Annotated in this window: 18 protein-coding genes; 13 read left to right on the forward strand and 5 right to left on the reverse strand. The window is 39.4% G+C overall.

Features of this window, described 5'->3' with window-relative positions; all coding sequences use genetic code 11:
- Nucleotides 1-142: 142 nt before the first annotated feature.
- The 13 genes from MMU05_RS03910 (at nt 143) to MMU05_RS03970 (ending at nt 16,977) form a co-directional block, all read left to right on the forward strand.
- Nucleotides 143-931, forward strand: a complete 789-nt coding sequence (locus MMU05_RS03910) for a polysaccharide biosynthesis/export family protein (RefSeq protein WP_418884460.1) — start codon at nt 143-145, stop codon at nt 929-931.
- Nucleotides 931-3,360, forward strand: a complete 2,430-nt coding sequence (locus MMU05_RS03915; protein ID WP_241140360.1) for a GumC family protein — start codon at nt 931-933, stop codon at nt 3,358-3,360. Before MMU05_RS03910 ends, MMU05_RS03915 begins: the two co-directional genes overlap by 1 nt.
- 675 nt (nt 3,361-4,035) lie before the next feature.
- Complete coding sequence (locus MMU05_RS03920; RefSeq protein ID WP_241140361.1) at nt 4,036-5,163, forward strand: DegT/DnrJ/EryC1/StrS family aminotransferase; 1,128 nt, start codon at nt 4,036-4,038, stop codon at nt 5,161-5,163.
- Nucleotides 5,160-5,744, forward strand: a complete 585-nt coding sequence (locus MMU05_RS03925) for an acyltransferase (protein ID WP_241140362.1) — start codon at nt 5,160-5,162, stop codon at nt 5,742-5,744. Before MMU05_RS03920 ends, MMU05_RS03925 begins: the two co-directional genes overlap by 4 nt.
- Entirely contained in the window at nt 5,741-6,703 is a 963-nt protein-coding gene (locus MMU05_RS03930) for a Gfo/Idh/MocA family oxidoreductase (RefSeq protein WP_241140363.1), read from the forward strand. The genes MMU05_RS03925 and MMU05_RS03930 overlap by 4 nt, the downstream gene beginning before the upstream one ends.
- Nucleotides 6,704-7,302: 599 nt before the next feature.
- The gene (locus MMU05_RS03935) at nt 7,303-7,950 is read left to right on the forward strand and encodes an acetyltransferase (RefSeq protein WP_241140364.1); all 648 of its coding nucleotides are present in this window, start codon (nt 7,303-7,305) and stop codon (nt 7,948-7,950) included.
- Nucleotides 7,947-9,212: an oligosaccharide flippase family protein gene (locus MMU05_RS03940; protein WP_241140365.1), complete on the forward strand. Its 1,266-nt coding sequence runs from the start codon at nt 7,947-7,949 to the stop codon at nt 9,210-9,212. The genes MMU05_RS03935 and MMU05_RS03940 overlap by 4 nt, the downstream gene beginning before the upstream one ends.
- Before the next feature lie 346 nt (nt 9,213-9,558).
- On the forward strand, nt 9,559-10,353 hold the full coding sequence (locus MMU05_RS03945; protein ID WP_241140366.1) for a hypothetical protein: 795 nt from the start codon (nt 9,559-9,561) through the stop codon (nt 10,351-10,353).
- Between the two features lie 271 nt (nt 10,354-10,624).
- Nucleotides 10,625-11,617 carry an O-antigen ligase family protein gene (locus MMU05_RS03950; protein WP_241140367.1) on the forward strand — a complete coding sequence of 331 codons (993 nt, stop codon included), beginning with the start codon at nt 10,625-10,627 and terminating at the stop codon, nt 11,615-11,617.
- Nucleotides 11,618-11,680: 63 nt separating this feature from the next.
- The gene (locus tag MMU05_RS03955) at nt 11,681-12,778 is read left to right on the forward strand and encodes a DUF354 domain-containing protein (protein WP_241140368.1); all 1,098 of its coding nucleotides are present in this window, start codon (nt 11,681-11,683) and stop codon (nt 12,776-12,778) included.
- The gene (wecB, locus tag MMU05_RS03960) at nt 12,775-13,809 is read left to right on the forward strand and encodes a non-hydrolyzing UDP-N-acetylglucosamine 2-epimerase (RefSeq protein WP_241140369.1); all 1,035 of its coding nucleotides are present in this window, start codon (nt 12,775-12,777) and stop codon (nt 13,807-13,809) included. The genes MMU05_RS03955 and wecB overlap by 4 nt, the downstream gene beginning before the upstream one ends.
- 6 nt (nt 13,810-13,815) lie before the next feature.
- A complete protein-coding gene (locus tag MMU05_RS03965) occupies nt 13,816-15,852 on the forward strand; it encodes a hypothetical protein (protein WP_241140370.1) in 2,037 nt (678 codons plus the stop codon).
- A 78-nt stretch (nt 15,853-15,930) separates the two neighbouring features.
- On the forward strand, nt 15,931-16,977 hold the full coding sequence (locus MMU05_RS03970; RefSeq protein ID WP_241140371.1) for a sugar transferase: 1,047 nt from the start codon (nt 15,931-15,933) through the stop codon (nt 16,975-16,977).
- Nucleotides 16,978-17,077: 100 nt separating this feature from the next.
- Here the strand turns inward: MMU05_RS03970 and MMU05_RS03975 are convergent, their stop codons facing one another.
- From MMU05_RS03975 to accC, 5 genes are all read right to left on the reverse strand, one after another.
- Entirely contained in the window at nt 17,078-17,536 is a 459-nt protein-coding gene (locus tag MMU05_RS03975; protein WP_241140372.1) for an RES family NAD+ phosphorylase, read from the reverse strand.
- A 1-nt stretch (nt 17,537) separates the two neighbouring features.
- Nucleotides 17,538-17,978: a type II RES/Xre toxin-antitoxin system antitoxin gene (parS, locus tag MMU05_RS03980; RefSeq protein ID WP_241140373.1), complete on the reverse strand. Its 441-nt coding sequence runs from the start codon at nt 17,976-17,978 to the stop codon at nt 17,538-17,540.
- A 130-nt stretch (nt 17,979-18,108) separates the two neighbouring features.
- Nucleotides 18,109-19,164, reverse strand: coding sequence for a hypothetical protein (locus MMU05_RS03985; RefSeq protein ID WP_241140374.1), 1,056 nt, complete (start codon nt 19,162-19,164; stop codon nt 18,109-18,111).
- A 155-nt stretch (nt 19,165-19,319) separates the two neighbouring features.
- Complete coding sequence (locus MMU05_RS03990) at nt 19,320-21,953, reverse strand: valine--tRNA ligase (protein WP_241140375.1); 2,634 nt, start codon at nt 21,951-21,953, stop codon at nt 19,320-19,322.
- A 189-nt stretch (nt 21,954-22,142) separates the two neighbouring features.
- Nucleotides 22,143-23,492 carry an acetyl-CoA carboxylase biotin carboxylase subunit gene (gene accC / locus MMU05_RS03995; protein WP_241140376.1) on the reverse strand — a complete coding sequence of 450 codons (1,350 nt, stop codon included), beginning with the start codon at nt 23,490-23,492 and terminating at the stop codon, nt 22,143-22,145.
- Between the last annotated feature and the right edge of the window lie 26 nt (nt 23,493-23,518).

Here is a 23,518-nt window from a genome sequence, read left to right on the forward strand (position 1 = left end):
TAGCCAAATGCTTCCGGTCAAATTTCCACCGGGACTGATCTTTGTCCAATGTTAAATTATTTGATTAAGTTTACACAATACATTTCCCATGAATAATTCTTTTGATCCGGCCATGAGAAAGGTTGTTTGGAGTCTTTTGGTGATGGTTTTTATGCTCTCTTTTTCCTCTTGTGTATCCAACAAGAAGATTATGTATTACCAAAACCTTGAAGGAAATCAGGTCATTCAGGATGGAGAATTGATCAGCTATGAATTGCCTGAGTACAGGCTTCAATACAATGATATCATCGATATCCAGATTCAGACCATAGAACAGATTCTTGAAAAAGGCCTTACCTCCAAAATCCAGAATGAGGCTAACAACGCTGTTTTTGGTCAGATTGCCCAATCCGGCGGTGACATTTACTATATGACTGGCTATACCATTGACAAAAATGGCTTTATCCGAATGCCTCTCTTAGGGGAAATTCAGGTCAATGACATGACTTTGGATGAAATCAGGATTTTGGTGGAAAAAGAGTTGAAAAAATATGTGACTTCCGAGATTTTTGTAAGGGTCAAATTGGGTGGAATCCGGTTTTCGACCCTTGGAGAATTCAGGAGACCAGGCAAATATGTCGTCCTTCAGGACAGGCTGACCATATTTGAAGCCATTGCCCAAGCCGGAGATATGACCACTGTGGCAAAAAGGGATCAAATCTTACTTGTAAGGCAATATCCTGATGGTACCAGGCTTCACAGGATCAACTTAAATGACAGACAGATTATACAGACTCCTTTTTATTTTATACAACCCAATGACCAGATTTACGCTGAACCCCTGAAAACAAGGGAAATCGGTACCGGTGAAAACACCGCACAGACAGTGGCGCTGATACTTTCTTCCATTACGGCTGTTGCTTTGGTTTTGAATATTATCCTCCAAAATTGATGAGTGCTAACAACTCCTACCCATTTATGCCTGATCCTTTTATGCCGCCGCATGAGGATGATATAGAGTTGAAGGTAATCTTATTCAATTACCTCAAATACTGGCCATTTATTGCCATTTGTACGTTGGTATGTGCGTTGGCAGCATTCCTTTTCAATAAGTATGCAACACCGGTATACATGGTCCAGTCTTCGGTGATTGTGACCGAAGAACCACAGGCCTTGGGTTCCGAAATTTTTGATGCCGTTGGCATGATGCCAATCAAAAACAACGTCGAAAACGAAATCGGCATCCTCAAATCCTATACCCTTGCCGAAGAGGCAATTACTGAACTCGGTTTGGATGTCTTTTATTTTACAGATGACCTGTTGATGAGCTCACAGGTTCATGCGGGAGTTCCGGTTGATGTAGACGTGGATTGGACCCACAAGCAGCTGGTCAATGGAAAATTTCTGATTGAGGTATTGGATAGTCAGACATTCAGCTTCATGCCTGAAGGAGATGATTTTGAATTGTTCAATCCTTCCGATCCATTCTACAAAACTGAAATCAAAGATATCCCTGAACACAATCCTACTTATTTATTTGGTGAAACCATCGAATCGGAATATTTAAATATCAAAGTTGAAAGCAACAATGCCCAACCCGGTGACAGAATTCTCATCCAATTGGTAGACACGCCTTCATTGGCGCTTTTTCTAAAAGATAAAATTTCGGTCACCCCTACCAACAAACAGGCTTCGATCCTGAATATTTCCTTTGAAACGCCTGTGAGAAGGATGGGGGAGCAATACCTCAACAAGCTGATGGAAGTATACCTTCAGCGTGAATTGGATGAAAAAAACAAAGCAGCAGAGAATACCATCCGGTTTATTGAAGACCAACTGAGCGGAATCACAGATTCACTTGCTTTTTTTGAAGGGAGTCTGGAAAAATACCGGTCCGAAAACAAGATTTTCAATTTGAGCGAAGAAGGTTCGCAGATTTTTTTGAGGCTCCAAGAACTCGAAAAAGACAAATCTCAGGCTGAGATTAACCTGAGGTATTTTCAGACCCTGCAAAATTACGTCAATAAAGACAATGCCAGTGACATCGTGGCGCCGGCAATTATCGGCAACACCGATCCGCTTTTGCAATCTCTTGTAGTAAAGATCAGTGAGCTTCAGGCTGAAAAAATGAGGCTTTCCAACAACTTTTCAGAGGAAGCACCACCCATCAGGGAAATCAACAGTCAGATCCGAAATACAAAGAATGCCCTTCAGGAAAATGTGCAGTCTTCTATCCGCAATACCAATACTTTCTTGCAGGAAATCAATTCTCAGATAAAAAGAGTCGAAAAAGAAATCAATTCTCTCCCCGAAACAGAAAGAAGGCTTTTGGGAATCCAAAGGAAATTTACCGTAAACGAAAATATTTACGTCTACCTCCTCCAAAAAAGGGCAGAATCCGAAATCACGAGGGCGTCGAACATGCCTAAGAATTCCATTCTGGACTTGGCCCGTGCCGGACAGGAACCTGTTTTTCCAAAGAAAATCACCAACCTGATCATCGGTTTGGCGATTGGTTTGATTTTTTCCATTGGTTACATTTCCATCAGGGATTTTCTAAACACCAAAATCGAAGATCCCAAGGAACTCGAAAAGCAGATCAAAACTCCATTGATCGGGATGATCGGGAGAAACCAAGGCAATGACCCCAAACCCGTTTTGCACAATCCAAGGTCTTCCGTAACCGAATCATTCAGAAACATCCGGGCAGACATGTCCTACCTGAGTCCCAATAAAGAGCAGCTTACCATCTTGTTTACGTCCAGTATTTCCGGGGAAGGAAAGACATTTGCTTCTATCAATATGGCTTCTGTTTATTCACTTTTGGGCAAAAAGACCTTGCTGATTGGGTTGGATCTTAGAAAACCAAAAATTGCTGAAGAGTTTGGCCTGGTCAATGACCAAGGCATGAGCAGTTGTCTGAGTAAGGACATTCCATGGAGGGAAGTGGTAAAAAAAACAAAGTATGAAAACTTGGACATTATCCTCTCAGGCCCAATTCCTCCCAATCCTGCTGAGTTGCTCCTTCAGAATAAATTCTCCAAAATCATGTTGGAAATCAAGCAGGAGTACGATGTGATCGTGTTGGATTGTCCTCCCGCAGGCCTGGTATCTGAGACCAAAGAACTCTTCAAGCATTCGGATGTCAACTTTTTCATTTTCAGGCAGGGATTTTCCAACAAAAGCAATATCCAGATATTGAACAATTTGATCGAAAAAGGCGGTGTATCCAAAATTTACGCCATCCTCAATGATGTTCACATTGATAAAGGTTATGGATTCGGTTACGGCTACGGGTATGGCTACGGCTATTCAAGCCACTACGGTTACCATGATGAGGTTCAGTTGCCATGGTGGAAGCGGGCGATGAGAAGGGGGTAGAAGGGAGGAAGTTGGAAGGAGGGAAGCTGGAAGAATGGAAGTTTGGAAGTGGGGTGGTGAAAAGTGGAAGGTAAGAGGTGGAAGGAGAGGAAGTAGGGGAGTAGGGAAGGAGAAAATTGAATGATAAATTCAGAATGGGGTCCAACTAACCCTAATTGAAAATAACATTGGGTTACTCGTCATTCTGAGTCCTTAACATTTTAAAATGTTCAGATAAGGAATGACGGTTGGTATTGCGTCATCTTGAATCCGAGGTACGAGGATGAAAGATCTCAGAAGAAAGAGACCCTTCGCTTCACTCAGGGTGACGACCAAGAGATTCACGTCATTGGTAGTTTTTAACAATTTTAAAAATGTTCACAATGGGTATTGACATGTTGGTGAGGATCAATAGGAATGTGGCTTTAGCCCATTCACAAATAAAAGCCTAGTAAAAAATCGGCTTTAGCCAAAACATTAAGACAAAATTAAGATGTCCACGGCTAGATGATGTCATTGGTAACTGCAGCCTTCGAATCCCAATAGCCATACAGGAGAAGAATTTCTTTATCCTTAGTCAATTCCCAAGAATTAGTAAGTAAGAATTTAAAATTTGATTTAATTCCAAAATCCCGATAATTACTGTGACCCAGGTGGCGAAGCTGTGCCATTGCCTTTGGAAAGCATAATGAACAAATGAAAAAAATCCAGATGGTGGACCTAAGGTCCCAATATGAAAAAATAAAAGAAGAAATCGATACTGCCATGCAGGAAGTCATTGATCAGACTGCTTTTATCAACGGACCCCATGTCAGGCTGTTTGCTGATGAGTTGAAGCAATACCTCAATTGTAAATACGTCATTCCCTGCGGCAACGGCACTGACGGCTTGCAGATAGCGATGATGGCGCTTGATTTCAAACCCGGGGATGAAGTGATAGTTCCGGCATTTACCTATGTCGCAGCGGTGGAAGTAATTGCACTTTTGGGACTGAAACCTGTTTTTGTGGATGTCGATCCCGATACTTTTCAAATTGATATGGCAAAGATTGCGCCTATGATTTCAGACAGAACTGTGGCAATTGTTCCTGTGCATCTTTTTGGACAATGTTCTGACATGGAATCCATTTTGGAAATAGCAAAGCAACATGGGTTAAAAGTGATAGAAGATGCCGCCCAATCCATCGGGTCGGTGTATAGGTTTGGGGATGGGACTGTGGCCCAATCGGGTACCATGGGAGACATTGGGGTAACTTCATTTTTTCCTTCCAAAAACTTGGGTTGTTTTGGCGATGGCGGTGCATTGTTTACAAATGACCATGACCTGGCTGAAAAAATGCGGATGATCTCCACACACGGACAAAAAAAGAAATACCATCACCATACCATTGGAGTTAATTCTCGCCTGGATACCATTCAGGCTGCCATGCTTCGGGTAAAACTCAGGTATTTGGACGGATATATCAAAGCAAGAAAAGAGGTAGCAGCCGCTTATGACAAAGCCTTTGACAAGCATCCACATATTTCCATTCCAAAAAGGGTGCTAGCATCCTCCCATGTTTTCCACCAATATACCATCAAATTGAAGGAAGTCGACAGGGAAGCTTTTGCCAAATCCCTGGCATTTAACGGAATTCCTACCATGGTTTATTATCCTGTTCCGGTTCACCTTCAGGTAGCTTATCAAAGCTATGGCTACCAACAGGGTGATTTTCCTATTGCTGAAAAACTCTGTCAGGAAGTCATCTCACTTCCCATGCATACAGAAATGGAACCTGAACAATTAGAATTGATCATTGATTCTATCCAAAGCTATTTCCTATGAAACCATATTTTGCACACGAATCAGCCTATATCGATCAAGGCTGCGAAATAGGAGAGGGGACCAAAATCTGGCATTTTTCCCATATTATGGCCAATTGCAAAATCGGGAAAAACTGTAACATCGGCCAAAATGTGGTAGTGTCTCCAGAAGTTGTCCTTGGAAATAATGTCAAAGTCCAAAACAATGTTTCTATCTATACCGGAGTTACCTGCGAAGACGATGTTTTCCTGGGACCCTCTATGGTATTTACCAATGTCTTCAATCCACGTTCTGCCATCAGCAGGAAGAATGAATATTTATCCACCAAAGTTGGAAAAGGTGCTACAATAGGTGCCAATGCGACAATTATTTGTGGCAATGCAATTGGGACTTATTCCTTTATCGGCGCAGGGGCGGTCGTGACAAAGGATGTCCCTGATTATGCTTTAGTGATCGGTAATCCTTCCCGACAGACAGGATGGATGTCGGAATTTGGCCATAAGCTTGATTTTGACAAAGAAGGAAAAGCCATATGTCCTGAAAGCGGCGAAGTGTATGTATTGGAAAATGGGAAAATCCATAAATCTGTAGGTCAACCATGAAGGACTTTGCGCTGATCGGGGCGGCAGGATATATCGCGCCTAAACACATGAAAGCCATCAAAGAGACCGGAAACGATTTGGTGGCTGCATTTGATAAGTTTGATTCTGTGGGCGTAATGGACGGTTATTTTCCCCAAGCATCATTTTTTAATGAATTTGAAAGATTTGACAGGCATCTCGAAAAGTTGAAAAGGGAGTCTAAGGGGGTGGATTTCGTCAGTGTATGCTCACCCAATTACCTCCATGATTCCCATATCAGGTTTGGATTGCGGCTTGGTGCAGATGTGGTCTGCGAAAAGCCTTTGGTCCTCAATCCGTGGAATATGGATGGACTTGAAATGGTAGAAAAAGAAACCGGTTCGAGGGTTTTCAACATCCTTCAGCTGCGCCTTCATCCTGTGATAATAAAACTTAGGGAAAAAGTATTGGCCGAACCTGTTGGAAAAACCCATGACATAGACCTTACTTATATTTCCTCCCGGGGCAATTGGTACTATACATCTTGGAAAGGGGATGAAAGTAAATCAGGAGGCATTGCCACCAATATAGGAATTCATTTTTTTGACATGTTGGTCTGGATTTTTGGAAAAGTAAAAAGCAATATCGTCCACCTGCAGACCCATGACAGGGCATCAGGATACCTTGAATTGGAGAGGGCGCGGGTCAGGTGGTTTTTGAGTATCAATCAGGAAACCTTGCCTGAATCCATCTTGGCAAAAGGAAAAACTATTTACCGGTCTTTGGCTTTGGAAGGACAGGAAATTGAGTTTAGCGAGGGTTTTGTGGATTTGCATACAGAGAGTTATGCTGGGATTTTATTGGGAAAAGGGTTTGGTTTGCAGGAAGCTAGAAGTTCGGTCGAACTTGTCCATGACATCAGACAACAAAAAGGCATAGGATTGATTGGTGATTACCATCCATTTTCCAAAAAACCATTGGCCGACCATCCGTTTCTTTGAAAGATCAATAAAATTTTTAACCACACAGAGAAAGGATGAAGGAGGAGGGTAAAGGGATGAAGGATTGTAAAAGGTGAGAGGTAAGAAGAAAAATAGCCGCTGTTAACTTGATGAGAAAAGGCCACGTAGTGGTCTAATCTTCGTAGCAACAAAATGGAGAATGAGTCCGATTTTTGGCCGAAATAATCCCAAGTCAAAAAATAGCCTTGCGCCAAAAACAATGAAATTCAATTCTTCAATTTATATAAAATAAATCACCACAGGGGACACAGAATCCACGCAGAGGACGCAGAGAAAGGATGAAGGAGGAGGGTAGAGGAATGAAGGATTGTAAAAGGTGAGAGGTAAGAGGAGGCGTCGCTATCCTGCTTCTCCAGAAGCGGGATTTATAAATTGAGGGTACAGCCGATAGCGACGATTTGCCGCGTAGTGCCTGCCCGGCTGAAGCCATTCGGACGGGGTCAAATCTTGGTAGAAAAGGAAAGGAAAAGCAATCCGGTTTTTGGCCGAAATAATCCCAAGTCAAAAATTAGCCTTGCCCCAAAAACATTGAAATTCAATTCTTCAATTTAGATAAGAAATTAACCTCTTAAATTAAAATGATACAACAAAATAAAGTCTTCCTCATCGGCTACTCAGGACATGCCTACGTTGTTTTGGACAGTATCCTTGATTTGGGATTGCCTCTTGGAGGATATTTTGCCAAAGATTACAATGTGGAGGATCCCTACAACCTGGAGTTTTTTGGCGATGAAAGGGCTGATGATGTGGGTCTGGTAATAGATGGAAATTTGATATTTCCCTGCATCGGAGACAATGCCATTAGGGCAAAAGTTGTCAATTTTATTAAGAGCAAAAGTTTCAACCAATTGGCGGTGATAGATAAAACCGCCTTGGTGTCGTCAAAGGCAACAATTGGTCTTTCCACCTTTGTAGGAAAAAACACAGTCATCAACTCCCTTGCAAAGATCGGCGAGGGAGTCATCATCAACACCGGCGCGATTATCGAGCATGAATGCGTCATCGGAGATTTTTCCCATGTTTCTCCTAATGCCACTTTGGCGGGAAATGTCACCTTGGGAAGCAAAGTTTTTTTCGGAGTGGGGGCCGTAGCCAAGCAGGGAATCAGCATCGGTGATAACAGCATCGTCGGGGCGGGTTCGGTGGTCATCTCCGACATTCCTGCCAATGAGGTATGGGTGGGGAATCCGGCAAGGAAGATTAGGGGGAATAATCTTGGAGGTTGAGAAATAATATTTTAGGCATTCTCAAGGACAGAAAATTTACTGTCGATACCTTGTGGTTGGTTTCCTCACAAGGCATTCTGATTATTTCAGGATTTTTGGTGAATCTGATTATCGGATACCAATTTGGCGCTGCGACTTTAGGAGTATTCAACCAGGTACTCGGATTTTACCTTATTCTTTCCACTTTTATTTCTTTGGGCATCAATAATTGCCTGATCCAAAAAATATCATCAGGATTGCCACAACAGTACAAAGGAATTTTTTCATCAAATTTCGCCATTACCACAGTCAGCGCCATCCTTTTTTCAGCAGCAATCCTCCTTATTTCATACTCTTTTCCTTCTGTTTTCAGTTCTCCGGAACTTGCCAAGGCATTGTTTATTGCAACTTTGTCATTGCCATTTTTCAACTGGAACAAAAATTTCATGGCGTTTGCTACAGGTACCAGAAACCAAAAACTCTTTTCTAACGTCCGATCGTTCCGGTGGCTGATTATCATAGGATTTGTTGCTGCAGTTACCCTGGTGTCAGCGGATCCCATATGGATTTATTATTCGTTTTTGGCAGCAGAAGTAATCCTGTTTGTATTTTGTTTTGCAAAATTTTCAAACCTGCTGACCATTAATTTTGCTATAAGGGATATCAAAAGCAATCTGTCCTTCGGCTTGAAAAGCTTCTTTGCCGAGGCATTTTCCATCTTGAATGACAAACTAGACCTCATCATCATCGGCTATCTGATCAGCAGTACAGAAGTTGGGATTTATAGCTTCCTGATTTTCTTTGCCAAATCGATGTATATTATTCCGGGAACACTTCAACAAAATATCAACCCGCTTATTGGGAAGCATTGGTTTTCAAATACCATGGAGGAATTGAACAAAACCCTGAAAAACATAAGAAATGTCAACATTGCAGTTGTTTTGGTTCAGGCTGTTGCCATTTTGATTTTTTACAAAATATTGATAGCATTCTACAAGCCTGAGTTTGCAGGTTCATGGGGATATTTGGCTTTGTCGATGTTAGGGATTATTCCGTTTGCGCTGATATCATGGGGAGGGTCCATCTTGGTGATGACAGGAAAGCTAAAAGAGAATATCCTCAGGACGCTCATCCTTCTCCTATTTACAGTATTGACGACATTTATATTTACTTTCTTTTTTGGCTTTACAGGAGCTATTTGGGCGGTAGTGGCGAATGGGATTTTCGCTTTTTTATTATTGTTTGGTTTAGTAAAAAGAGAGACTGGTATAAGGTTGGTTTGATATTTCTATGAAAAACATTTTGTTCTTAGTACGTTCAGTTCCTCCCTTTTATTCCAATAGGAAGGATATCGATGATATTATTTTTAGTCTGATCGCAAAGGGGAATCACGTAGATATATATGATACTAAGAGAAAGCTCCACATTTCTGTAAATGATAAAATTGAAACAGATTATAATTTTTGGATGAAGTGGTTATTTGTAGGGAAAGCCTATTTGGGATTAAACTTTTTCGTTCTGATTTACTTTTGTTTGAAGAATCAAGGAAAATACGACTTTGTCCAAATCAATTATTGCAGGGAAGAGTTTCAGTTAATACCTCAGTTAATCAAGGGGTTAGGTAAAAAATTGTATATCTTCTTTTATGGCTCTGATTTGAATGATCGAAGTTTTGTTAAAAACAATTTCAAAAAGCTATTTTATATTTCAGATAAGCTGATTGCAACCAATAGATCAATCTATAAAATACTTGACAAGTATCTTGAAAAGAAAAGGATTGATGATAAAAAGACGGTCATCTTCTTGCCTCAGGAACATTTCAAACTGTATGAACCATTAAATTTTTCAGATAAAGTAAGCTTTAAAAAACAGTTGGGAATTCCTGAAAACAAGATTGTGATTATGGTTGGGAATAATGGGACCGAAAATGAGCAACACGAAAAAATGATTGATCAACTTCAAAACCTCAAAAATCTGGAAAATTATTTTTTTATTATTCCTTTTTCAAATCGCCTAGATACCTCTGGAGAAAGATTAAAAAAAGTAACAAGTCTCGCAAAGATAAAATTGGGAGAAAGGAACTATAAATTGATTCCCGATTTTGTTTCCCATGAGGAAATTGCAGCACTTCGGATGTCAAGTGATATTTTCCTCCATTTAAGAAAGATCGACATGATGGCTGCATCCATGTTTGAGAGCAATATGGCTTACTGTCAAATCATTACAGGTGATTGGCTTCCTTACCAATATTATTTGGAAAAAGTCAAGGTGGAAGTGATTTCTGAATTTCACCAAATCAACCTATGTATTGAAAAAATCCTTTCAGATGAGAAACTTATTGAAAAACTGAATCACAACAGACAGGTAGTTTTGAAAGATTACCATTACAGCGTTATCGAGGATTGGATGAAACTTTATGAATAACCAATTCGCAAATAGTCTAGAAAAAAAAGTTGTCAGAGCTGCCTTTTGGGTATTGTTTGGCAATACTGTAATTGAGTCATTTTTACTTTATTTTGAAGACAGGTTTACAATCATTCTTTTTCAGTTGTTATTAAACTTCGGATTTTTTATTTACCTCCTTTTTAAAAAATTCAAGCTTAGGTACACCAAAGATTTTCTTGCACCTTTTTTATTAATTATTCTTTTTTTGGTAATGAGCATTTTTAGCTCTGACTTGTTGCTGTCGCTAAATATGCTTTTGAAGTTTTCAATTCCTTTTGCCTTCCTTTTTATCGGCTATTCTTTGAATTCATTTTATTTAAGTTACTTCATCGTGAACTATGTATGGGTTTTTCTAGCCTATTTTGTTTTTTACTTTTTGATTGTCAACTATTTTGGAATAGGCTACGAAATGTACATTGGAGGGGTGAAAACTGGTTTTTATTCTCTCAATGGATTATATGTTCCTGTTTTTTCCCTTATTTTTGTTTTATTTTTCTATCAAAAGATTTTGAATAGAAAAGTAAAGATATTCACCTTTATTTTAGCTGTTTTAACCATCGCAATTTCTTTCGCAATTCTGAAACGGACGCTGTTGTTGATTTTATTTTTAGGACTTATTGCCTTGATTTTTTATAATTTTAATTGGAGATTTTTATCGAGAATAGCATTAGTAGTCCTTTTTTCAGGTTTATTATTTTTCAATTACTTCTATTCTGATTTTCTTAAATCCCTAGAATCTCGTGAAAGTAGGTTTAACAAAGAATACGATATTACCCAAGAAGGAAGATTTACAGAAAATTTTCATGCATATACAATATTGAAAAAAAATCCAGAGAAACTGATTTTTGGATCACGAGAGGTATTTAATGATAGAAAATTTATTTCACACACGATATATGATGATAGAGAATTACATAACTCATACGCTAGGATTTTTTGGAATGGTGGATTTTTGGGATTGGGATTGTTTTTATTCTTTTATTGGGTCCAGATCAAAACACTGTATTTATCTTTAAATTTTTTCAAAAAGAAATCTAGGAATATTGAACTACTGTTTTTTTTTGGATTCATTTTGGTTTTATTAAGATTTATAAGTGATTTTAGTTCGGGGATCACTTATTTGGGCTTTAATGCTTTTTCCTATTTCATCATTGGATATCTTTTTAATCTTTCAAAATACAAAACCAATTCTTTTAAATACAAACATAGAACAAGGACAAATCCTAAACTTGTTGTTTTTTAAGAGTTTGATGAGAAATTAGCTTTAGGTGTTTTTAGAAATAGACTGACGATAAAAAATGATCAAATGAGATTCCTATTTTTCTTTGTCCACCCCTCAAAATTCCATGTTTTTCGCATTACCATCAATGAATTGAAAAGGAGGGGTCACCATGTTGAAGTATTGATCACTTCCAAGGATGTTTTAGAAGATTTGGTGAAATCAGAAGGATGGGATTATTCCAACATATTTCCTGAAGGAAGAAAAATTGATGGCTTGCCTCCTTACATAAGTTCAGGAATAAACACTTTCAGGACAGTCCACAGGCTTTATAAGTACACCAAGAAAAGGAAATTCGACTTATTCATAACTGATGACCTTTTGGTTTATCTGGGTTGGCTTTTTGGGATTCCCACAATCGTGTTTACCGATGATGACCTGTCAATTACCAAACAATTTGCTTTGATACTTTCACCTGCCACTAACATATTAGCACCTGATATTACCGATTTACAAAAATATAATTCAAAGAAAATCGAATTTCCTGGGTATAAAGAACTTGCCTACCTGCATCCCAATGTTTTTCATCCTGATAGAAAACATCTTACTTTTTTAGATTCTCCTGACAAAAAATTCTTCATTATAAGACTGGTTTCCCTAAGATCATACCACGATGTAGGGAAAAAAGGGATATCTGACGTTCAGGTAAGTGGGTTGATTTCAATCCTTAAACCAAAGGGTAAAGTATTCATCTCAACTGAACGGCCTTTGCCAAAAAACCTTGAAAAATACAGAATCAAAATTGATCCGAAGCATATTTTACATGCTTTGGCTTTTGCAGAAATTTTTATCGGGGATAGTCAAACCATGACATCGGAAGCCGCCGTGCTTGGAACACCTACAATTAGATGTAATGATTTTGTTGGAAAGATCAACGTGATGGAAGAAAAAGAAGTCAAATATGGATTGTCTTTTAACTTTTTGCCTTCAGATTATGAAAAGTTGATAGAAAAAGTAAAAGAGATATTGGAAGATGAAACATATAAAGTCAAATTCCAAAAAAGAAGAGACGCCATGCTAAAAGATAAAATCGATCTTAGCGCCTTTATGATCTGGTTATTTGAGAATTATCCGGAATTGGATTTTAATTCACCATTTGATTTCGAAAGATTTAAAATAACATGAAAAAAATTGTAAGTATCGTTGGCGCAAGACCCCAATTCATCAAACTTCAACCTTTTTCTAAAGAAGTTAGAAAAGAATTTAAAGAGGTGATTTTCCATACCGGACAACATTTTGACCGGAATATGTCAAAACTATTTTTCGATGAACTGAATATTCCTAAGCCTGAATATGAATTAGGTATAGGAGGCGGAACCCACGCAGAACAAACTTCAAAAATGCTGGTAGAGATTGAAAAATCATTATTGAAAGAAAAGCCGGATTTCGTTGTCGTTTTTGGAGATACTAATTCAACGCTTGCCGGAGCTTTAGCAGCATCAAAATTAAATATGCCCTTAATCCATATTGAAGCTGGTTTGAGAAGTTTTAACAATGAAATGCCTGAAGAGATTAACAGAAAGATCACAGACCATATTTCGGGGTATTTATTTGCTCCGACAGAAACAAGCATGGATAATCTAGATAGGGAAGGGCTTAGGTCAAAAAGTTATCTTACAGGTGACATTATGGTGGATTCGCTTAAAAATGCCATGAAAATGCGAAGAATTGAGGAAAATGCTTCTTCAGGTTTTTTTTTATTGACATTGCACAGACCTTCCAATGTCGATACACCTTCCAAAATTATAGGAATATTGAAAGACCTTGAAAAGATGGAAATTAAAATCATTTTCCCTATCCATCCAAGAACTAGAAAAATGTTGGAGGATTCAATAGATGAATTTTCAAATAAAATTGAATTTGTTGATCCCCTAGGATATCTGGATTTTGTTAACCTTATGCAATCCTCCTCCATGATAATAACGGATTCCGGTGGAATTCAAAAAGAAGCATATATGCTTAAGAAACCTTGTGTCACACTCCGCACTGAAACTGAGTGGAAAGAAACTGTAAATTCGGGTTGGAATATTCTAATCAATCCTGAAGAAGATAACTTTTGGGAAAAAATCATTTCCTTTAAGACCCCATTAAAATATGAAAATCTATTTGGAGAGAATGTTGCAGAGAAAATGGTATCGCTAATTAAAGGATTCTAATACCATATGTGCGGCATCTTTGGACTTTTTGTTAAACCTGAATCCGGAATTGCGGATAGGGATATCAGGAAACTGACTTCAAAACTTGCATTGATGAGTGAGTCGCGCGGAAAGGATTCTTCAGGAATGGCTTTTGTGGACCACTTGGATAAGAAAGTGGAGGTGACAAAAGGAGACATAAGAATTAGAAAACTGCTAACCACTTCCGAAGTCAAATCCTCTATCTCAGATTCTTTGGAGCGGTATAAGAGCAATAAATGCTCTTTTTCGGTTTTTGGGCATGCGAGACTGGTAACCAATGGCTCGCAGTTGCAAACTGAAAACAACCAACCTGTGATCAAAAACGGTAATCTTTTGATCCACAATGGCATCGTTGTCAATGCTGATTCACTTTGGGAAAAATTTCCAGACATGAAACGGGAATTCAAAATAGACTCAGAGGTCATTCTAAGTCTTTTGGATAGTACCATCTCTCAAAACCCGGTTGATTTGGGAAAGGCAATAAAAGAATCCTTATCACAATTGGAAGGGACTTATTCCATCATGGCATTTTTTCCTGGAATTGATAAATTCCTTTTTGCCACCAATAACGGATCCTTATATTTCCTGAGTGACAATAGAAATTATCTATTTTTTGGGTCGGAAATACATTACATGCAGGAATTGTCGGCAATATTCCGAAAAGGAAAATTGGATGATATGGTTTTGATTTCAAAAGTGAATCCAAATCAAGCGTTTTGGTTTGATCCTTTTACAATGGAATTAAAGGAAATTGGAGTGGAGAGAAGTCAGCTAAATGAAGCGAAATCAGAAAATAGCCATTCGTATTCAGTTCATGTTTCTCCCATCAAAAACCCTGGGCCTGGAAGTGAAATCGTCATTGAGCCTGAGATAAATTTTAACCGAAATAAAGAAAAGCATCTTTTTGATCTTTTGGAAAATCAGTCGGAAAGGATTGAAAACCTGAAAAGATGTACGAAATGTATCCTGCCTGAAACCTTCCCATTTATCTCATTTGACCATGAAGGGGTATGTAACTATTGTAGAAATTACAAACCAAAATCCCGGAAAAAGAACCTTGATGGTTTGAGGCAACTTATTGAACCCTATCGTAAAAACTCGTCTAAATCTGATTGTATTGTGCCTTTTAGTGGCGGAAGAGACAGTACATTTGCACTGCACCTTGTCAAGAAGGAGCTTGGGCTAAATCCAATTGCTTTCACTTACGATTGGGGAATGGTCACGGACTTGGCTAGAAGGAATATCTCAAGAGTATGCGGTAAACTCGGAGTGGAGAATGTGGTCGTCGCTGCGGATATCCAATGGAAGCGCCGAAATATCAGGAAAAATGTCGAAGCTTGGTTGCGAAAACCGGCTTTAGGGATGATCCCACTTTTTATGGCAGGGGACAAATATTTTTTCTATTATACCGACAGGCTCAAAAAACAAACAGGCATCGACTTGAATATTTGGGGAGTCAACCACCTGGAAAACACTGATTTCAAAACAGGTTTTGCAGGATTGAAACCTGAATTCGAAAAAGAGAGGATTTTTTCTCTTTCTGTCACTAACCAATTAAAACTCTTTGGGTTTATAGGAAAAGAAATGCTGTCAAACCCTGCTTACTTTAATCAATCTGTGTTGGATAGCTTGGGTTCATTTGCAGTCAGGTATGTAACCCCCAAGAGAGATTATTTTCAGCTATTTGATTATTATCCTTGGAATGAAGACGAGGTCAATAATTTGATTTTATCTGAATACAATTGGGAAAAATCCCCGGACACCGATTCAACTTGGAGAATAGGAGATGGGACGGCTGGATTTTATAATTATATCTACTATACGGTTGCAGGGTTTTCTGAGGTTGACACTTTTCGCAGCAACCAAATCAGAGAAGGAATGATTAGCAGGGAAATTGGCTTAAATTTAGTAAAGGCCGAGAACGTCCCCCGTTTTGAAACCATCCGTTGGTACCTCGAAATCATCGGCATAGATTTTCAGGAAGCCATCAAAAAAATCAATGCCATTCCAAAATTATATTAATGAATTATCGATAAATTGAAAGCTGTTTTCCATTTTTAAACAATTGGAGGTTGGTCATTCCAATTTTATTTAAGTTGTATGAGTTTAGTTAGTTTAGCAGAAGTCGATTTATTTGAGGTTACCGGGCATTATTCGGATGAAAAAATCCCGCATGGCATTCCTGCGGAGGTTTACTTTTTTTTGAAAAAGCACTTTCAAAATGATTCACAAGAAGTCGGACAAATGATGAAGGTATTTTTAGAAAGGCAGGATAGATTAAATGACCTCCAAAACGCTAACCTCTTTCTTGCAGATGCAAACATGAAACTTTCCTTTGGGGGTTTGTTGATAGGTTTTGTAGAAACGTATGAAAACAGAAAGAACAGGATTTCCCGACAACATTCCGGCATTCAAGGAAAGGTTCGCTATGCTTGGGATTCTTTGATCTATAGAGTCATCCCCAAGATACCATTTACCGAAAAAATCTACCATAAAATCACAAACGGAAAGGGAAAAATGATGTCGGGTGTGGAGGCAACCGGTAGGCTTTACGCAGCCGGTTTTGAGTTGATTGAGGAGAAGGAAATTGGGGGCTTTATGTATTTCGCCGCGCGGAAAGTAGGTAAGCCCGTCAAAAATACAAATGCTACTTATTGGCCGATAGTCAAATTACCCAGAGTCGGCAAGGGTGGCATTACATTCAATGTCTACAAGTTACGCACGATGTATCCCTATTCTGAGTTTCTTCAGGACATGGTGTATCAAAAAAACAACCTGACAGAAGGAGGTAAATTCAAGGATGATTTTAGGGTGTCCCGATTTGGGAAATTGCTCCGGAAAGTCTGGTTGGATGAAGTGCCTATGATTTGGAATCTCCTTCGTGGAGATATCAAGTTGGTGGGAGTCAGACCCCTCAGCCATCAATATTTTAACCTTTACCATGCCGAACTCAAAGAAAAAAGAATCCAATTCAAGCCGGGATTGATTCCGCCTTATTATGCAGACATGCCAAGTACCTTGGAAGAAATCATGGAGTCCGAAATGCGGTATCTGGAGTCTTATTCTATTTCACCATTAAGGACAGATATCATGTATTTTTTCAAAATCCTGAAAAACATCCTATTCAAAGGAGCAAGAAGCAGGTAGGCAGTTTTCAGTGACCAGTCACAGTTGTTAAATTTTTTTTTGGTTTCCTTTAACCTTCCAACCTTCCAACCTTCCTAATCTTCCAGTCTTCCAATTTTTTCTAATCTCCTTTAATCAGAGGATTGAATGCAAAGTCTTCGGTGCCTAATAGTCGAATTTTTTTGCCAATAAAATCCTCATGTCTGCAATTGATAACGTAATTTTTTTCCATTGAAATGATAGACGAGGGGACACTCAGCACAGCGGTATTCTCTTCATTATACCATTTGTCACCGATTTTTTGGCAATAAGGATATGAAATCCGTTTATGCCAATCAATATCCAATGAGCTGACCGATATATCCAAAACAGAAACAGAATCCTCAATTTCTATGACCATTACCTTAAAAAGATGATTTAACCCTTCACTACTTCGGTGCACGACATTTTCTAAACAAGCCAAAGCCCTGTTTGCGGCTGCGTAAATCACAAAATTTCCTTTTGAATTCCACCTGCTTGCATTTCCGGAAGCTTTCAACTCATTGGCATACTCAGCGAGACAAATTCTATAAACAAGCATTTTAAGAGAAATCACCGTGGGCAATGCTTTCCAATTCTTCAATTATCAAGTCAATCCCACCACTTGTTTGGAGCAGAGCATACGGGATTTCGTTGTCTAAACCCATAGCTGGCTTTTTTAGCCAATTATTAAAAAATTGGGGCGTTCCAAAAACTTTTAGACCAAGAATCCTCATTTTATTGAGTTTTAAAACCTGTTCACTTGATATGGGATTCAGCTTTTTTTCCTCCTTTTGATAGTTCTTGAGTGTTTTGGTAGAAAACTGCAAAAGTGAAGAGAACTCATCATAAGGGATCATTAATTGATCGGCAAGCTCAAATGCCCAATCCACTTCAATCCCTTTATGGGCACAAAGAACAATTGAAAAGTCGTCGATTGGTTGATCCAAAAACCCAACTGACTTAAGAGTGGTGGCTTTTTTAGGTTTTAAGGCTTTTTCCATTTGATTGGTTTAATAAAAATAAAAATAAGAAAAATTTCTATTTATATTAGAAATTTTTCCTGTTAATTTTTCACCTGCCCTCAACCGTCCAACTTTACAACCTTAGAACCCTCCCAACCTTTCAATCTTTTTATCTCGGTTCCACCAAAATCTCAAAATCATCGAAGAATGCCTGCCCACTTGTTCCAGGCATCATAACCGCAAAGGGAATAATAAATATTGTCTTTCTGGTGAAGTTGGTTAACCTTAATTCTAAAACCCGGTTCTCTAATTTCCCATTAATTGGATTAGGCTCCGTAGTTAAAAAGTGAGATTCATTTGTGGTAGCTCCTGATGTGCCGATTTTGTTATCGTAAACCCTCATTGCTATTGCTACTCCGGGTCCTTGCAAATTTTCAGCATTTACTTTAGTACGCAATATTACTGTGGCCCCTTCAGGAATATTTGGCATTTCTAACTCTTTGTAGATATAGCCTGTATTTTGACCGGTACCTGTGGACGAAATCCCCAAAAACGTGGTGCTGAATGAATTTGGATGAATTCCTCTCGAAACTTGGTATCTGCCATTGTCATTGGAAAATCTCCACAAAGGGTCAGACAAATCGTTTTTAAAAAAAACAGGATTCTGAGTGAAATTTTGCCTGAAATCTATACACTGTTCATTGGCTGCTAACCTGTCAAACAATTCGTCTATATAATATTCCCTAAGTTCAGGCTCATTTTCCTTATAGATATTGAAATTATTGAAGGTAATAGACATCATTGACAATGGCTTTCCATTACACATCAGAGCATTATCAGGTTGTAAATTTAAAAAAGCACGCCCCATTAAATGGAAAAACAGATTTTCTCTTTCAATATCTGTTTTATTGGCCCAATCACAAAGGCCGGGAGATTTTGAGATTTGTATTGTTCTTTTACCGGAAACAGGATGTTTGATAAACCCAAATCCACAATACTCTGATCCATCTGGATTCTTAATTTCATCTACATAGATTATGTCTAAATTAGAAAAATCAAAATTATAGCCTCTGAGTTTGGCTTCTACTTCAAACTTGTCCAGGAAAATTTTTAGATCGGGAAACTCTTCCTTGGTTATTTCAGGGACATTATCTTCAGACTGATTACAGGCTTGAAAGCCTAATAGCACTACCAAAATTAAAACGAGTTTGAAAGAATATCTCATGGCTAACGGGTTTTATGGTATAAAATACTATATCGTACGGTTAAATTTGGATTTGAGTTTTAAAAATAGCATTTATGGATTCAAAAAAAATCCCGCTACCCAAATTAAATTTGGATACAGGGATTTTTTTTAACTTTGAAGCTTCAAAGAAAATGTTAGGACAACTTCGCCAGAGATTCTTCTAAAGCTTTGATTTTAGATTCGGCATCTGCGAGTTTTTTCCTTTCCACCTCGATCACTTGGGGAGGAGCGCCGGCAACAAATCGCTCATTGCTGAGTTTTTTGAGGACAGTATTCAAAAACCCTTTGGTATATTCCAGCTCTTTTTGAAGCGTTTCTTTTTCTTTTTCGACATCCAGTTTGTCACCCATCGGGATAAAACATTCATCCGACTTCACCACAAAACTCATTGCATTGTCAACTTTTTCGCCAAAAGAAAGCTCGGATAAGTTTGCCAATTTTTTCAATACGGCTTCGAAATTCCTGTAAAGTTCTTCCTGTTTCGTATTAACAGTTAGGGAAAATGATTCTTTAGGAGATATTCCTTTGGAAGCTCTTGTATTTCTTACCTGCGACACCACTTCAAAAACCTGTGAGGCATCCGCTATCAGTTTTGAATCAAAGCTTTTTGGCTTGGGCCAGGCCGCGATGATCAGTGCTTCTTCTGTTTTCCGATCTTTGATCTGATGCCAAAGTTCCTCGGTCAGGAATGGCATGAATGGATGAAGGATTTTTAGAATATCTTCAAAGAAAGCGATTGTCTTGTCGAAGGTTTTTTGCTCAATCGGCTGCTGATAGGCAGGTTTGATCATCTCAAGGTACCAAGAGCAGAAGTCGTCCCAAACAAGCTTATAAGTTGTCATAAGTGCATCTGAGATCCTGAACTTCTGGAAGTGTTCCTCGATTTCGGTCAAAGCTTCATTGAACCTGTTTTCAAACCAAATTATAGCTGCCTCATTTTCTTTTCCATCAAGTTTGGGATCAATTTCCCATCCCTGTACCAATCGGTAAGCATTCCATATTTTGTTGGAAAAATTCCTTCCCTGTTCTACCAGTTTTTCATCAAAAGGCAGGTCATTTCCTGCAGGTGAGCTAAACAACATTCCTGTTCGTACTCCATCAGCGCCAAAAGTTTTGATCAGTTCAAGTGGATCCGGCGAATTACCAAGAGACTTTGACATTTTCCTGCCGAGTTTGTCCCGTACAATTCCTGTCAGGTAGACATTACTGAAAGGTTTTTCTCCAGTGTATTCATATCCTGCAATGATCATTCGTGCTACCCAAAAGAAAAGAATTTCAGGCGCTGTAACCAGGTCATTGGTAGGGTAGTAGTATTTAAGGTCTTCATTTTTCTCGCCTGTGGTAAATATGTCGGTATCGAAAACCGATATCGGCCAAAGCCAGGAAGAAAACCAGGTATCCAGGACATCCTCATCCTGCGTCAATTCATCCAAAGAATAGGAAGTATTGAATTTTTCATTTGACAATTTCAGGGCTTCCCCTTTTGTTTTGGCAACCACATATTCGCCATTTGGAAGGTAAAATGCAGGTATTTGATGTCCCCACCAAAGTTGGCGTGAGATACACCAATCACGGACATTTTCCATCCAGGAGCGGTACATATTTTTGAATTTGGGAGGATGGAGTTGGATAATGTCATCCATCACCGAGCTAAGGGCAGGTTTGGTAATTTCTTCCATTCTCAAAAACCACTGCAAAGAAAGCTTCGGCTCAATCACCGCGTCAGTCCTCTCAGAGTGACCGACGTTGGATTTGTAATCCTCAATTTTTTCAAGTTGGCCGGCTTCATCCAAAAGCTTGGCAATTTTCTTTCTTGCTATAAATCGGTCTTCACCGATCAGAATCTTGGCTTTTTCATTCAATGTCCCGTCGTCATTCAGGATATCTATGACAGGCAGTTTGTGTTTGATCCCCAATTCATAATCATTGATATCATGGGCCGGAGTGACTTTCAGGCAGCCCGTACCAAATTCCATATCAACATAGTCATCCTCAACGATCGGGATGGTTCGGTTGATAAGTGGGATGATGGCTTTTTTTCCTTTTAGGTGTGAGAACCGTGCATCATTGGGATTGATGCAGATGGCCACATCGGCCATGATGGTTTCGGGTCGGGTAGTGGCGATGGTCAGGAATTGATCTTCGGTTCCTTCTATTTTGTAATTGATATAATAAAGCTTCGAGGCAATTTCTTTCATGATCACTTCGTCATCCGAAAGGGCAGTTTTGCCCTGCGGATCCCAATTGACCATGCGGATGCCACGGTAGATTTTTCCTTTTTTGTGCAAATCCACAAAAACCGAAATCACCGCATCACTCAGGTCGGCATCCATGGTGAATTTTGTTCGGTCCCAATCGCAGGAAGCTCCCAATTTCTTCAGTTGTTCTAGGATGATACCGCCATATTTTTCTTTCCACTCCATGGCATACCTGAGGAATTCCTCCCGGGAAATGTTTTTTTTGTCAATGCCTCTTTCCTTGAGCATGGCGACGACTTTGGCTTCCGTTGCGATGGAAGCATGGTCAGTTCCGGGAACCCAACATGCGTTTTTGCCTTCCATGCGGGCTTTCCGGATCAATACATCCTGAATGGTATTGTTGAGCATGTGTCCCATGTGGAGTACTCCGGTGACGTTTGGCGGAGGGATGACAATGGTATATGGCTCTTTGCTGTGGTCTACTTTGGAGGAGAAAAATTTGTTTTCCATCCAATAGGCATACCATTTTGACTCGGTGGCTTCAGGACTGTATTTGGTAGCTAATGACATAATTGATTTTTGAGCTTTGTAAAACTTCAAGGCGCAAAATTAACAGAAAAACTTTAGCCCTGAGGGATTGATTCCCAATTTGCCGGATAAATGACTCAGGGAATCGTTGAAAATGAATGGATTTTGTAGAAAACAAAAAAACCGAAGGATTACCTCCGGTTTTAATACAAATATGAAAGCTTTGAATTATTATTTTTTGATCACTGAGAAATCGAATGTCTCGAGAAACTTGGTGGTATAATTACCATTCCTGAACTCAAAATCATCCAACAAGGCAATATGGAATGGGATGGTTGTCTTGATGCCATCGATGACAAATTCTTCTAAAGCTCTTTTCATCCTCACGATAACTTCATCACGGGTCTGTCCGCTGACGATAAGTTTGGCAATCATGGAGTCATAGTTTGGTGGGATTACATATCCTGCATAGACATGGCTGTCTACCCTGACACCTCTTCCTCCAGGCATGTGTAGATTCAAAATTTTACCTGGGCTCGGTCTGAAACCATTTGCCGGATCTTCGGCATTGATCCTACATTCCATGGCATAAAGTTTAGGAAAATAGTTTTTTCCTGAGATTTTCTCACCGGCAGCGACTTTGATCTGTTCTTTGATCAGGTCAAAATCAGTCACTTCCTCTGTAATCGGATGCTCTACCTGGATACGGGTGTTCATTTCCATAAAATAGAAGTTGCGGTGCTTGTCCACCAAAAACTCCACTGTTCCCGCACCTTCATAGGAAATGGCTTCAGCACCTTTGATTGCTGCTTTGCCCATGGCCTCTCTAAGCTCATCAGTCATGAAAGGAGAAGGTGTTTCTTCCAGCAGTTTCTGATGTCTTCTTTGGATGGAACAGTCTCTTTCGGATAAGTGACATGCCCTACCAGTACTGTCTCCGACAATCTGGATTTCAATGTGCCTCGGTTCCTCTACGTATTTTTCAAGGTAAAGCGCATCGTTTCCAAATGCAGCGCCCGATTCCTGGCGAGCATCATCCCATGATTTTTTGAACTCACCTTCATTTCGTACTATCCTCATTCCCCGACCGCCGCCACCGGCAGTAGCCTTCAGGATCACAGGATAGCCCATTTCATTGGCAACTTTGATTCCTTGTTCTATCGAATCCAGCAAACCGTCAGATCCAGGAATAGTCGGTACTCCGGCTTCTCTCATGGTAGCTTTGGCAGTGGCCTTGTCTCCCATTTTATTGATCATTTCAGGGCTGGCACCGATAAACTTGATTCCATACTCCTCACAGATTCTTGAGAATTCAGCATTTTCGGAAAGGAATCCATATCCGGGATGGATGGCATCTGCATTGGTGATTTCTGCAGCTGCAATGATCCTTGGGATATTCAGGTATGACTCCCTGCTTGGTGCAGGTCCGATGCATACCGCTTCGTCAGCAAAGCGAACGTGAAGGCTGTCCTTGTCGGCTGTTGAATACACAGCGACGGTTTTGATGCCCATCTCCTTACAGGTTCTGATCACCCTAAGGGCAATTTCTCCTCTGTTGGCGATTAATATTTTTTTAAACACAGTCAGTCAGGGTTAGTGAAACAAAA

Origin of the sequence: Cognataquiflexum rubidum, assembly GCF_022538115.1 — a bacterium.
Classification (GTDB): domain Bacteria; phylum Bacteroidota; class Bacteroidia; order Cytophagales; family Cyclobacteriaceae; genus Cognataquiflexum; species Cognataquiflexum rubidum.

Coding starts and splice junctions, on each gene's coding strand:
- MMU05_RS03910 (WP_418884460.1), top strand. CDS start 143: ATGGTTTTTATGCTCTCTTTTTCCTCTTGTGTATCCAACAAGAAGATT.
- MMU05_RS03915 (WP_241140360.1), top strand. CDS start 931: ATGAGTGCTAACAACTCCTACCCATTTATGCCTGATCCTTTTATGCCG.
- MMU05_RS03920 (WP_241140361.1), top strand. CDS start 4,036: ATGAAAAAAATCCAGATGGTGGACCTAAGGTCCCAATATGAAAAAATA.
- MMU05_RS03925 (WP_241140362.1), top strand. CDS start 5,160: ATGAAACCATATTTTGCACACGAATCAGCCTATATCGATCAAGGCTGC.
- MMU05_RS03930 (WP_241140363.1), top strand. CDS start 5,741: ATGAAGGACTTTGCGCTGATCGGGGCGGCAGGATATATCGCGCCTAAA.
- MMU05_RS03935 (WP_241140364.1), top strand. CDS start 7,303: ATGATACAACAAAATAAAGTCTTCCTCATCGGCTACTCAGGACATGCC.
- MMU05_RS03950 (WP_241140367.1), top strand. CDS start 10,625: ATGCTTTTGAAGTTTTCAATTCCTTTTGCCTTCCTTTTTATCGGCTAT.
- MMU05_RS03955 (WP_241140368.1), top strand. CDS start 11,681: ATGAGATTCCTATTTTTCTTTGTCCACCCCTCAAAATTCCATGTTTTT.
- wecB (WP_241140369.1), top strand. CDS start 12,775: ATGAAAAAAATTGTAAGTATCGTTGGCGCAAGACCCCAATTCATCAAA.
- MMU05_RS03965 (WP_241140370.1), top strand. CDS start 13,816: ATGTGCGGCATCTTTGGACTTTTTGTTAAACCTGAATCCGGAATTGCG.
- MMU05_RS03970 (WP_241140371.1), top strand. CDS start 15,931: ATGAGTTTAGTTAGTTTAGCAGAAGTCGATTTATTTGAGGTTACCGGG.
- MMU05_RS03975 (WP_241140372.1), bottom strand. CDS start 17,536: ATGCTTGTTTATAGAATTTGTCTCGCTGAGTATGCCAATGAGTTGAAA.
- parS (WP_241140373.1), bottom strand. CDS start 17,978: ATGGAAAAAGCCTTAAAACCTAAAAAAGCCACCACTCTTAAGTCAGTT.
- MMU05_RS03985 (WP_241140374.1), bottom strand. CDS start 19,164: ATGAGATATTCTTTCAAACTCGTTTTAATTTTGGTAGTGCTATTAGGC.
- MMU05_RS03990 (WP_241140375.1), bottom strand. CDS start 21,953: ATGTCATTAGCTACCAAATACAGTCCTGAAGCCACCGAGTCAAAATGG.